Source organism: Oceanobacillus sp. M60 (assembly GCF_053839645.1).
The window spans coordinates 48,734-61,593 of the sequence record NZ_JBSSNH010000012.1 but is presented as its reverse complement, the minus strand read 5'-3'; the positions used below and the strand labels follow the sequence as shown (position 1 = coordinate 61,593).

12 protein-coding genes are annotated in these 12,860 nt (G+C 37.7%); 9 read left to right on the top strand and 3 right to left on the bottom strand.

The window, feature by feature from the left end; genetic code table 11:
* Positions 1-385 precede the first annotated feature (385 nt).
* The gene (locus tag ACW0TQ_RS21620) at positions 386-1,216 is read left to right on the top strand and encodes a carbonic anhydrase (protein WP_193064936.1); all 831 of its coding nucleotides are present in this window, start codon (positions 386-388) and stop codon (positions 1,214-1,216) included.
* Positions 1,217-1,944: 728 nt separating this feature from the next.
* Here ACW0TQ_RS21620 and ACW0TQ_RS21615 read toward each other — a convergent pair.
* From ACW0TQ_RS21615 to ACW0TQ_RS21605, 3 genes are all read right to left on the bottom strand, one after another.
* Positions 1,945-2,862, bottom strand: coding sequence for a helix-turn-helix domain-containing protein (locus ACW0TQ_RS21615; RefSeq protein ID WP_256708504.1), 918 nt, complete (start codon positions 2,860-2,862; stop codon positions 1,945-1,947).
* A 235-nt stretch (positions 2,863-3,097) separates the two neighbouring features.
* Positions 3,098-4,774 (bottom strand): peptidoglycan D,D-transpeptidase FtsI family protein, encoded by a 1,677-nt coding sequence (locus ACW0TQ_RS21610; protein WP_455726010.1) that lies wholly within the window; start codon positions 4,772-4,774, stop codon positions 3,098-3,100.
* The gene (locus tag ACW0TQ_RS21605; protein WP_455726009.1) at positions 4,764-5,192 is read right to left on the bottom strand and encodes a penicillin-binding protein 2; all 429 of its coding nucleotides are present in this window, start codon (positions 5,190-5,192) and stop codon (positions 4,764-4,766) included. Before ACW0TQ_RS21605 ends, ACW0TQ_RS21610 begins: the two co-directional genes overlap by 11 nt.
* A 569-nt stretch (positions 5,193-5,761) precedes the next feature.
* Here ACW0TQ_RS21605 and ACW0TQ_RS21600 point away from each other — a divergent pair.
* The 8 genes from ACW0TQ_RS21600 to ACW0TQ_RS21565 all read left to right on the top strand — a co-directional run bounded on the left by ACW0TQ_RS21600 (position 5,762) and on the right by ACW0TQ_RS21565 (position 12,342).
* Complete coding sequence (locus ACW0TQ_RS21600) at positions 5,762-6,457, top strand: response regulator transcription factor (RefSeq protein WP_341083368.1); 696 nt, start codon at positions 5,762-5,764, stop codon at positions 6,455-6,457.
* 3 nt (positions 6,458-6,460) lie between these two features.
* Positions 6,461-7,396: a sensor histidine kinase gene (locus tag ACW0TQ_RS21595; RefSeq protein ID WP_341083367.1), complete on the top strand. Its 936-nt coding sequence runs from the start codon at positions 6,461-6,463 to the stop codon at positions 7,394-7,396.
* A gap of 137 nt (positions 7,397-7,533) precedes the next feature.
* A complete protein-coding gene (locus ACW0TQ_RS21590) occupies positions 7,534-8,457 on the top strand; it encodes an ATP-binding cassette domain-containing protein (protein WP_341083365.1) in 924 nt (307 codons plus the stop codon).
* Entirely contained in the window at positions 8,450-9,127 is a 678-nt protein-coding gene (locus tag ACW0TQ_RS21585; protein WP_341083363.1) for an ABC transporter permease, read from the top strand. Before ACW0TQ_RS21590 ends, ACW0TQ_RS21585 begins: the two co-directional genes overlap by 8 nt.
* A 53-nt stretch (positions 9,128-9,180) precedes the next feature.
* Positions 9,181-9,546, top strand: coding sequence for a DoxX family protein (locus ACW0TQ_RS21580; RefSeq protein ID WP_341083361.1), 366 nt, complete (start codon positions 9,181-9,183; stop codon positions 9,544-9,546).
* 571 nt (positions 9,547-10,117) lie between these two features.
* Positions 10,118-10,828 (top strand): DNA alkylation repair protein, encoded by a 711-nt coding sequence (locus ACW0TQ_RS21575; RefSeq protein WP_341083359.1) that lies wholly within the window; start codon positions 10,118-10,120, stop codon positions 10,826-10,828.
* Positions 10,829-10,872: 44 nt separating this feature from the next.
* Positions 10,873-11,784, top strand: a complete 912-nt coding sequence (locus ACW0TQ_RS21570) for an SDR family oxidoreductase (protein WP_341083357.1) — start codon at positions 10,873-10,875, stop codon at positions 11,782-11,784.
* 441 nt (positions 11,785-12,225) lie between these two features.
* Positions 12,226-12,342 (top strand): 2Fe-2S iron-sulfur cluster-binding protein, encoded by a 117-nt coding sequence (locus tag ACW0TQ_RS21565; protein ID WP_445667714.1) that lies wholly within the window; start codon positions 12,226-12,228, stop codon positions 12,340-12,342.
* Positions 12,343-12,860 lie beyond the last annotated feature (518 nt).

Here is a 12,860-nt window from a genome sequence, read left to right as displayed (position 1 = left end):
CGGCAGCGACGTTAAGCAATATGACCACTGGATTATGTACAATATAACATTCGAATGAATTCTGTACTGATACAGTTGGATTGCCAGGATTAGAATCAGCAGATGCAATGGCGGCTTTCAACCATGCCAAAATAATTTTATAAACTATTCTTATACGTTCTCTCGATTTGGCATCATAAAATTTATAATCTGGTTCAAACTCATAGTTCTTTGTGAGAGCGACCTCACATTAGTAAGGAACAGTCCTTCTATAGTAACCAGGTCAGGAATAATTCTAAAATAAAATACACGTCTTAACAGTGAATAGTTACTATTATTCATTGATTAGCTTAATTGAATTCGTTACCATTTAGTTATTAACATGAAATAAAAAGGTGGCGAAGTTATGAAAAAATTTAAATTGATGTGGATGGCAGTATTTTTATCAATTACACTATTAACTGCATGCTCCGGAAACACTGCAACTGAAGAGGGTTCTGCAGAAAAAAGTGTTGATGAAGCCGAAGAAGAAACTCACTCTGTAGAAGAGATAGAATGGTCCTATACAGGTGACACTGGTCCTGATTATTGGGATACACTGCATCCAGAATATCTCACTTGTGCTGAAGGACAGGAGCAATCACCAATTGATATTGATTTAGCAAAAGTTAAACTAGATGAAACATTAAACGATATCGAAATTAACTATCAGCCTACTGCATTTACATTAGAGAATAATGGCCATACAATTCAACTGAATGACCCAACTGGAAGTAACTCTATTATTGTTGAAGGTGAAGAATATAGCGTACAACAATTACACTTCCACATTCCAAGCGAAAATACCATTGATGGACGATTCTTTGATATGGAAGGACATATTGTACATAGTAATGAAAATGGAGATCTTGCTGTACTTGGGTTCATGATTGAAGCTGGAGAAGAAAACGAAATTCTAGCAGAAGCCTGGTCAAAATTGCCTGAAACAGAAACTAACAAGGATTTAGAACTAGATAATTTGATTAACTTACGTGATTTATTACCGGAAGACCTTACTACTTTTAGATTTAACGGTTCGTTAACAACACCACCGTGTACAGAAGATGTTAGCTGGCTTTTACTAGAAGAACCAATTCAATATTCTCAAGAACAGATTGATGCATTTGGTGAGCTTTTCTCACCGCATAATCATCGTAAACCGCAATCATTAAATGATAGAGATATTCACACGCATTAATTCTTTATCTAGTTTATAGTCCATACACAAGCCGTGGTCCTATTTTTAAGGATGGTTTAAAGCAGGGATTAATTTTGGATTTCCTACCTAATTTGAATATAAAAACCCGAAGGTTTGGTGGGAATATACCGAGAAGACCTTCGGGTTTGAGAACGTTACTTTTTTATAAGGAACGTTTTTATTATTTAAGCCGCTTTATTTTTATATAGGGACACTTTTGTTCAATGAAAATAAAGTCGTTTAATCTTGAAAGTCAAAAACCGCATTCTTCCGTTGAAAGGTTCGACTTTCTCAAAAAATAGTTGTTTAATTTTCATGTTCGATTCATAATTATGGACAGAATTTGTGGTAAAAAAGTTGTTTAAAGTTATTCTACAATCGCGCCTGTTTGAGGAAGATCTGATGAACTCTTTACCTTCAAATTTCGCCAAGTTTATTTGTCCTTTTTGACAGTTAAATTTCTAACAATTGGCTTCTATAGGTATCTCATACCTTTTGTTTACCTACTTATTTTTTAATGAGACTAAAAAAGCCTAGATACAAGAACAAATATGTTTAAACCATAGGTCAGGGTAGCTGCATTGACGCCGTTCTACTTACCCAAATTGCAGGTTTGCTGACCCTATTAGATGTCTTTGGCTTCATGACCAACGGGTCGGTGATAGCGTTTTTTAGATGTGTGCCTTTCTGACGCTATTTTTTGGCTAGTCTTGTCCCAGCCTCTTGCTTCAATCTTTGCTACTTTTCCAGGCCGTATAAGCGATTGTAAAAACGACGGCACCCAGAAACACCAACCACCCAGGATGCCAGGCATTCCAAATAAAACCGATTGCCAGAAAAATAACAGTCGCCAATGGCCAAATTACCGCATGAATCCAGTCATGTTTGCTCGATTTCTCATATTTCTCATATTCCTTTACATATTCTTCATTGTTGGTAACCAATCGCTCGCCCTCTATTGCCGACCCTGCAATAATGAACAAGTACACAGCAAATGCCCATGTTAGCGGCATTAGTGCTAAGAGGGGATCTCTGTCTGCATGACCTGTGTCGTTAGTCAAAAAAGGTATCCCAAAACTTAATATAATGATCACAATTCCGGTGACGATTAATATTCCATACCTTTTACGGTTGGCCAAGCTTTTCTGTCTAAAATCTTGAATAAAAGAATCATCAAAAATTAATGGCTGTGTTTCAAGTTCCTTGTACGCTTTTACGCTTAAGCCTTGCCACACCAAGATAGCCACTCCAACAGCAACAACCATCATAAACAACACATAGCTAAACGTTTCTTGAAAATACATAGGTAATAAGATCGAGGCTATAAGAATAGCTACTCCAGCTGCGATATTTTTTGCGCCCTGCTTCTTATTTAACAGATAGGCTTCCACAACTTCCTGACTGGCATAATAGCCTTCCTCAGTCGTTCCTTGTTCCCCAAAGGGCTGATCCTCATCCTTTAATAGGTAATCGAGCGAAACCTTGAATAGCCTGCTCATTTTCACCAGTTTTTCTGTTTCCGGAAAGCCTTGACCGTTCTCCCATTTACTTACCGCTTGTCTGGAGACTTGAAGCTTTTCGGCAAATTCCTCTTGGGACCACCCTTTTTGTGCTCTCAGTTTTTTTAGTTTTTGATAAAATTTCATCCTCTTCACCTCACTCTTATAGTAAACCGACGGCCATTATCCTTCTACCTATCAGAGGTTGCAACCTTGCCATTTTACGGTTGCACCTTCTTTTTTTGCGTAGCATCGCGATTTTTCTCGTTGCAAGCACTCGTTAAGTGAGCATTAATGGTGGGACACCTAGTTGAAACCGCTTCAGCATAACCTGGCATATCGAAAAAACTTCCGTCCCAATTAATTGGACGGAAGTTTTTTATTATTCCTCTTCACTAACTTCTGCTTCTTCATCATGATCTTCTTTTATGTCAAAGTACGTATCTAAAATTCGCGAACCAATTTTACTGTTAATCCCGTCTCCTGTATCTATTCCTACACTTGGCACAACTACTGCGAAAGCAACCTCCGGCTCATCAAACGGCGCATAGCCGACTAATGTCAGGTTATTGAGATCTGCCAACTTCTGTCCATCTTCATAAATTGAAGTCTGTGCTGTACCTGTTTTTCCAGCCGGGTTGTATGATTTACCATTAAAATAGCTATATCCTGTTCCTCCATTTTCTTGAAACACACGGCGGAACCCTTCCTGCACCCTGCTGATTTCATCGTTAGTCATTTTAATCCGATTCATTACCGTTGTATTTTTTGTATAATACAATGGTCCAAGCTCGTCTAAAGAGGCAATTGGATCACGGGCTTCTTTTAAAAAGTGCGGCTGGACACGGTAACCGTCGTTGGCAATGGTGGATACATATTGCGCCAGCTGCAGTGTTGTATACGTATCATACTGTCCGATGGCAAAGTCAAGAATATTTCCTGGATTTTCCGGTGTCTGGCCTCTTACTCCGGTACTTTCATATGGGAAATCAATTCCTGTCGATGCACCTAAACCAAATTGATTGAAATAATTTTGTAAGCTCTGCAAGGTTTCAGCCTTATTTATATTTAAATTGGCATTCCCAGGTAATGGATGGCGGTAATCTCCGCCCAGACGCAAGGCAACATAAAACATATAAACGTTTGAAGATCGTTTCAATGCATCCAGGTCAGTTACACTTCCCATATTTTGAAAAGATTTTTTCGTTACTCCTCCTGCCAGTGTTATTGGTGCATCATAGAAAAATGTTTCAGGTGAAATAACTTCCGAATCATATCCGGCAAGAACGGTGGCTCCTTTAATACTTGAACCAGGTTCCGTAGCATTGGATAAAGCCATAAAGGAAGCATCGGTATATTCGTCTTTTTCTTTATCATAATTCACACCGGAAATAGCCAGGAGTTCTCCTGTTTTGGGATTCATCACAACCGCATAAGCATTTGTTAAATACCGGTTATCATAAGGATTACTCGCTTTTGCTGATTTCAGCTCCTCCAGGACAATTTTATCAACTTCCTGTTGGAATTCTAAGTCAGTTGTTAAAACTAAATCCTTTCCACGCTGGCCCTCAACAATAGTCTCTGAACCGATAATGGTCCCATTCTGACGCGTCGTATACTGAATCTGCTCTTTACGTCCGCGCAGAAAGTCTTCATATTGTTCTTCCAGACCGTTTCTGCCGACGCGGTCATTCCGGCTGTAGCCTTTCGTCAGATAAGTGCTCATATCCTCTGCCGGAATTCCCTGTTCCTGGCTGGAAATGTTCCCTAAAATAGTTGATAATGTATCTCCGTTCGGATAAACGCGATTCCAGTCTGTTGTTGCATTGATTCCGGGAAGTTCATCCAGATGCTCAGCAACAGAAGCATATTCCTCTGCTGTTACGCCCTCATTTTTAACTATCTGCGGCGTCAGTGCATATGCTTTATCCAGTTCTTTTTTTGTAGCAATAATTTCTAATTCTTCATCGGTAAAATCTGCAATTTCTTCATCGGTAATTAATTCCAATGTGGCAGCATATTCCTCTGAAGCATCCATCTCCTCTGTATCAATTTTCAAGCCGATCCTCTATCTCCTCTTGATGAAGCAGTAAATAATACTCTCTTTTATCTCTATCTGTGATTCGATCGATTTTTTTCTCGTCACTCATATCGATGTATTTAACTAAAGCTTCAGCTACCTCTAATCGGTCCTTTGCCTGAACGTCCTTAGGGGGCGTATATGTAATGGAATACATAGCTTCATTATCGACTATGATGTTCCCATTTCTGTCATAGATTTTCCCCCGGGGCACCGGCACACTTGTTGTGTCTAAATTCGTTCTCTCAATTTCTTCCTGATAAGATTCTCCGTTTAAAATTTGAACAACACCTAATTGGAGTATGAGTGCAGAAAATAATAAGAAGATGGCAAAGAAAAGGATATTCATACGCACAGGAAGCTGGGCCCGTTTTTTCTTTTTCTTCTTGTCTACCACTTTTCTCCCCCTTTACATGTATTTTGGCCTTACATGGCTTAGATTCTATGATTTGTTTAAAAAGCAAAAAAAATGGAATGATGTATAGGCATCTTTTTAAACATTTCAGTTATCAATACTACTGTTTGATTTTATCAAACTTAACGACTTTTTTCGTCCGTGAAATCCTCTTTTAATGCTATTTTTTGTTTTTTTGCTGGTCCGATAAAAATATTACGGATACAAAAATAAATAATCGCATGTCCTGCTCCAAAAATCTTTTTTGATTTTTACAGCCAAACGTATATATATCTCTATTCTACATTATTCTAGGTATTCATTCACATGCACCTCCTAAAAGCTGAAAATAAAGTTGCGAAGTTTAACCTCCTTAGATATGATAATCTAAAAGGACGTTTTTCTAGAGAAAGCATATTATGCGATCAGACCAATTATTATAGAAGAGAACATACAGAATAACCAAACTTTTTAGGATAGAATGATTTAATTGCATATAGTAAAAAGCGTGTCCTTGTACTTTTCGCTAAAGTATCGTGTAGTTTTAATCATAAAAGAATGGATGTTTGATTATGCAAAAGAAGATATTAATTGTAGAAGATGACATGGAAATAAGTGAAGTGGTTAAAGGGCACTTAGTACAGGAAAATTTCACAGTGCTGACAGCTTTTGACGGTGAAGAGGCACTTGAACTCTTTGAAAATACGCCAGTTGACCTTGTATTACTCGATTTAATGCTTCCAAGGCTGAATGGAATAGAGTTGTTAAAGAGAATGAGAGAGAGAAGCTTTGTTCCAGTACTGATTATTTCAGCCAAAGAAAGTGATGTTGATAAAACGTTAGGTCTTGGTTTAGGTGCGGATGATTATATCAGCAAACCATTTTCCATTGTTGAATTAACGGCAAGGATTCATGCTGCTATTCGCAGAGCTACGCAGTATCTTCCTGGAGCAAGGGAATCTTCTTCACATATCATTCAATTTAAAGCACTGACGCTTGACTTGGATGCGTTTTCAGCAAAATTAAACGAGAAAAATATCCAACTCACGTCAAAGGAATTCCATATTTTAAAGCTTTTTATGCAGAATCAAAGCAGAGTTTTTACGAAAGAACAAATATATCAATTAATATGGGAAGAGGATTACTTTGGTAATGAGAATGCCATTAATGTTCATATTCGAAGGTTGCGTGAAAAGATTGAAAAAGATCCATCAAATCCGCAATATATACGGACAATTTGGGGGATTGGCTATAAATTAGGGGAGTAAGGTATGAGTTTTTTTCTAATAGTAATAATTATTTTTTTGCTACTCGTCATCGGATGGAAATATGTGTCCATGCAAAAATTGAAACGTGAACTTAACGAAATGCATGATAAATTATCTAATATTATCGAACAGGAATCAGCTAATAAAGTGTTAATGCAAACGAATCGGACATCTATTCAGCAAATGCTTATTCAAGTGAATCGTCTTTTAAGCCATAACCAAAAGGTGGTTGCTGATAACGTCAGAACAAAAGCAAGTATGAAAAAAATGCTCTCCAATATGTCGCATGATTTAAAAACACCACTAACCGTTATTCTTGTATACATAGAGAAGTTAAACAAGGATGAGACAGTTTCGGAAGAAGAGCGATATGAGATAATGACGCGCCTTCATGAAAAAATACTAAATGTCATCGGATTGATGAACAAATTTTTTGACCTTGCTAAGCTAGAGTCAGGTGACGATGATTTTCCAATCGGTCGATTATCAGTCAACGAAATCTGCCGGAAGAATGTATTGGAGTTTTATCACTTGTTACAAGAAAAAGGTCTCCGTGTAGAGGTAGACATTCCAGAACAGGATTATTTTATTCTAGGTAATGAGAACTCGTTGAATCGTATTTTGAGCAATTTAATTTCAAATGCGATTCATTATGGAAGTGATGGCGGTGTAATTGGCTTAACGATTCGAGAAGTAGGTGAGAATATTGCTATTGATATTTGGGATGAAGGTAAAGGGATTGCAGAACCACATCAAGATTGTGTATTCGAAAGATTGTATACGATGGATGATGCAAGAAATCCAGAATTTCAAGGGAGCGGCCTTGGCTTAAGTATTACTAAACGTTTAACTGAAGCAATGAATGGTGAGATTAAACTAATCAGCCGACCGTATAAAAAAACAGTGTTTACATGTATTTTTAAGAGAATAACGTATTAGAGACTTCCAAAGGGGTGTTCATCAGGAACAGCCTCTTTTTTGTAATTAACGCAAACTTAAGAAATTTGTAAGGAATGAGAAAGAAAAAAATTAATTTCAATTATTACAATAAGATATAGTTAAGGAGGGGCTAAATCATGGAATATATCGTTCAAATGAATCGTTTAACGAAAAAAATTAAAGAGAAAGAGCTTATATCCGATATAAGCATTCATATTAAAAAAGGTGAAATTTATGGGTTACTCGGTTCGAATGGGGCAGGTAAAACAACCATTTTGAAGATGCTTACGGGTATAACAAGACCTACAAAGGGAGAAATTTTAATTTTGAATAAGAGATTGGCGGAACAAACAAAATCCGTATTGGCAAGAGTGGGCAGTATTATTGAATATCCGGTCTTTTTTGAACATTTAACTGCATTTGAAAACTTAAAGCTGCATTGTGAGTATTTAGGTTTTTTTGACGAACATGAGATGAAACAAGCGTTACAACTGGTAAATTTAAAAGGAATTGAAGAAAAAACTGTAAAAGATTTTTCTCTTGGAATGAAGCAACGGCTTGGGATTGCGAGAGCGATTATCACAAAACCTGAACTAATCGTTTTAGACGAACCGACAAATGGCCTAGATCCAATTGGGATTAAAGATATGCGTCATTTAATTGGAATGCTCAATCAAGAATATGGGATGACTTTTGTTCTTTCAAGTCACATATTAGGAGAATTAGAGCAAATTGTTGACAGAGTTGGTGTGATTCATCATGGAAAATTATTAAATGAGATCACTTTGGCAGATATTCGAAATGAACGTTCTGATTATATCGAGCTTGTGGTGACGGATGTTAAACAGGCTGTTTATTTACTTGAAAACGATCTCCACCTTTCGAATATGAAAATTATTCAGGATCGTAAAATTCGCATTTATGATACGGCCTTTACTCCAAACGAAATTTCAAAAACACTTATTCTTCATAATATTGAAATTGAAGAAATAAAGAAACATTCCAATTCATTGGAAGATTATTTTTACCAACAAATAAATGGAGGAAATGGCGATGATTAAATTAATGCGATTAGAGTGGAGAAAGCTAAAACAAAAATCGGTGATTGGGGAAGTGATAGTCTATCCACTTATAATAATGTTTTTGCCCATTTTCTTTATAGAAGTCCTTAACTATGATTTTGGTCAGAGTTATGCTGCAGTTATTGAGTTGAATTTCTTCATTCAAATGGGATTTATCTTATTTGGAGCCTCTTTAATCAACCAAGTTTTTATTGATGAATATAAAAATAAAACGATTTCTTTATCCTTTAGTTATCCGTTCAGCCGAAAAAAACTGTTTGCAGCGAAAATACTTTTTATTGCAATGTTTGTATTTCTCCTTACTATGGCCTCTTATTTATTAACAGGTATTGTCACTTATTTTTATGATCAAGTCCATTCAATTATAAACGGTGATCCGACATTTTCAGATATCATCACTTTTTTTAGTCAGATGATTTTTCGCTCATTGATGATTACCTTGATTAGTTTTATTCCGCTCTTTTATTTGGGAGTTTGGAAAAGAGCGACAGTTCCAACTGTAATTGTTGCTATTGTTACGATGCAATCATCATACCTCTCATCAATGTTAAACCTTAATTTTAACCTAGTTCTTGTGGTGCTGTGTCTGTTAGGAAGTCTTAGTGTCTTTCTTTCTATTGTTACAGCGGAAAAAACCGGAGAGATATAATTTGCTAATATTACTAAATAAGATTCAAAAATTAAATGTATGGAGGGATTATTTTGGTTATTTCTTTTGTTTTGCAGTTTATACTGATTGTTATATTTGTAAGTGTTGGCATACAAAAAATATTGGGGCATGAACAACAGATTTCCATTTTTAAGCATCTAAAACTTCCTCAGTGGTTTCGGGTAGTAACCGGTTGGGTAGAGGTAGCTGGTGTTGTGGGATTGATTATTGGTTTTTGGTTACCGTGGGTTGTGGTCATCGCAGGACTATGGTTTGCAATTACTATGTTGATTGGAGTCATCGTACACATCAGAGTAAAAGACTCGTACAGTAAATCCATACCAGCGTTCATATTGTTGATCATCTCTGTTACATTGAGCACACTTAACTTTTTTGAATTACAGAATATGCTTCCGTAGATAGTGCCAATGTCACGTACAAGTATTTGGATTTTACAGATAAACTGAAAAAAATATTTAGGGGCTTAAGTCAATGATATTTTAATGGAAGAGCTTAAGTGAAAGAAAATCAGTCTTTTTCAAAAATGAATGCTTGTATTTTTCTGCAAAAATCCAAGTTTGCAAGGCGTTTTGCAAAGCTGCAACTGGAATCATTTTAATATTTTTCTATCACTGTTTACAGTTCCGTTGAAGAGATCGAAAATGTTTTACTTGATGTGTGATTTAGCAATATAAAAGAAATTTCACCCTCAAACTACTGTTATAATAATCATGAGTGGATTCGGAATTTTGATTGTGAGGTGATTTAAATGTTATTTAAAGACTAATATGCTCTTTATACAGTCAACGCAGGATGGCAAGCAGCACGCCAGATGGACGTTTTTATAAAATTAACATTTCGCCTCTTTTTTATTGGCGTATTCTTGCAAAAAACGAACAGCCTGAGGGAATCAAGCAAAAATGGAAAGTAAGTTGTCAACCTTTTACTGGGGCTTAAAACTTTATTATTAAATGAAAAGAGGTTAACCAAATGACAAATCATACCGCTGATGGTTTTATTCAGGAATTGAAGCAGCATCAAAATGAAGCAGAAATAGAAAAAATGAAAAAGTTTTTTAAAGGTTCAGATGAAAACACGAAGTGCTTAGGTCTTAACATGCGTACGGTATTCCAAATTGCTAAGCAATTTACGGATATGCCTTTAACCGAAGTCGAACGGCTGCTGGAAAGCGATTATTATGAAGTGAGAATGGGCGCCGTGAGCATTATGGATTTTCAAGCCAAAGCCAAGAAACTACCGGAGGAAAACAGGCAAGCTTTGTACGAGCTGTATATACGGAGACATGATCGAATCAACAACTGGGATTTCGTTGATCGTGCCGCTCCTTCTGTAATCGGAACTTATTTGCTGGATAAACCGAAGGATAAACTATACGAAATGGCACACTCTTCTAATATTTGGGAACGAAGAACAGCTATGGTAAGTACGTATAGCTTTATCAAAGCCGGAAACACGAAGGACACATTTGCTATCGCTGAGATACTAATAAACGATCCGGAGGAATTGATCAATAAGGCCGTTGGCAGTTTCATTCGTGAAGCAGGTAAAAAAGACGAGGACAAGCTGAAATCTTTCCTGAATAAGCACACTCGCACCATGCCTAGAGTCACATTAAGATACGCTATCGAGAAGTTTGATAAAAATACAAAGGATTACTACTTAAATTTAAAAAAGAGTTAGCACTATGATAAAATCGATTATTAGAGGAAGGGAGGTCGCTAATTATGAAACCTTTATCAGGAAAAGTGGCGTTGGTTGCTGGAGGGACCCGGGGAGCAGGCAGAGGCATCGCAATTGAGTTGGGGGCAGCAGGAGCAACTGTCTACGTGACTGGCCGTACAACACGGATGAGTCCCTCTGAATATAATCGTCCAGAAACCATTGAAGAAACTGCTGAACTAGTTGATCAGGCGGGCGGCATCGGGATTGCGGTACAAGTCGATCATCTCGATCCCGTTCAGGTTCAAGCTTTAATCGCAAGAATCGAACGCGAACAAGGTCAACTGGACATTTTGGTTAATGATATCTGGGGCGGCGAATATATGGTGGAGTGGAATGTTCCTGTATGGGAGCATTCGTTGGAAAACGGTTTGCACATGCTGCATTTGGCCATTGATACCCATATCATTACAAGCCACTACGCGCTGCCGCTGCTAATCCGCAAGCCCAACGGACTCGTTGTGGAAGTCACGGACGGCACGAAAACCTATAATGAAACAAACTACCGATTGTCGTTATTCTACGATTTGGCGAAGAACTCCGTCATACGAATGGCCAAGTCTTTGGCACATGAACTCGCCCCCTACCAAGGAACTGTCCTATCCGTATCGCCAGGCTGGCTGCGCTCCGAAATCATGCTGGAGGAATACGGCGTAACCGAAGCAAACTGGAGAGATGCGCTCGTCCGCGAACCGCATTTCATCATTTCCGAAACGCCTCGCTTCATTGGTCGCGGGATCGCAGCATTGGCTAATGATCCTGACGTCGCGCGCTGGAGCGGACAATCCACCTCAAGCGGTGAGCTTGCAAACGAATACGGAATAACGGATCTCGACGGATCTCGACCGGATGCATGGCGCTACATCGTCGAAGTTCAGGATGTAGGCAAGCCTGCAGATGCTAAAGGGTACCGGTAGATCTCAACCTTGAATACATTGAGCAGTCTAAAATATACTATAAAAAATAATGACATCAGAACGATGAAGAGAATCCAACTCGGAGGCGTTTTCGTCAAGGGAAAGTCGTTCTTCCTAAGTTAATCGGACCCGCCTGTTACTGCGGAACTAAAGATATTAGACAGTTATGCTGTTCGATCAATTTGGGTGACACCACGAGAATAGCGCACTTCGTCCCAATCCGACGAGAGCGCTTGGGGTGTAGAAATGGCGGAAGATATTCAAATCGATATTTTTAGACAAGATAATCCTCTGGGTCAAGACTTTTTTTAGAATCGTTCTCTATTAATCATCGGCCAAAGGTGTAAGTAATTGCCGCCTTAATAGACACCCGGATGAACCCTATAAATAAAAAGGGAAAGGAAACGCCCCCGTTGTGGGGACATGAGCTGACTAGAAGAAGTGTGTGGAGCTTGTTCAATAATAATCAATGGAAAGCCCAAGCAGGCCTGCTCTATACTTATAGATATATTAGAACACCAAATAAATCTCGAACCTATGAAGATGATATCCATATAATCCTTGTCAATTTCCCCTAAGTAATCAAAATGCTGTTTCAAGGCATAACAGCAGTACGTCTTTTGAGTATCGCTACTCTTTCCAGTGTTATTTAAGAATTTGAGGTATCTTGCCACTGGCTTACAGGGATATCCTGTGATCCCATTAATAAATACCTTCTTTTATTTTCATCCAACCACACTTCTTGAGCAAATCTATCTGTATTTGAATTTTCCTCAAGCTAACTTCTTAATTCCCGTCTTGTCTTAACTCCAATCAAATTCTTAATTTCCATTTTGAACATATCCTTTCCACATCATTAAGGGTGGTTTTACCCAATAATCTTCACTTTCATGATTGATGATTTATTCCATAATACCAGCTAATAAGAAGTCAACCCATAAGTGTAAAGTTGCACACTATTCCAGCCAGAAACGGGTGATTTTTTGCAAATTAGAACGGATATTTTCATGTTATTTCGGCAAAAATCTGGCGTAATACACAAATAGATTACCATTTAATTGCAATTATGTGTTGCC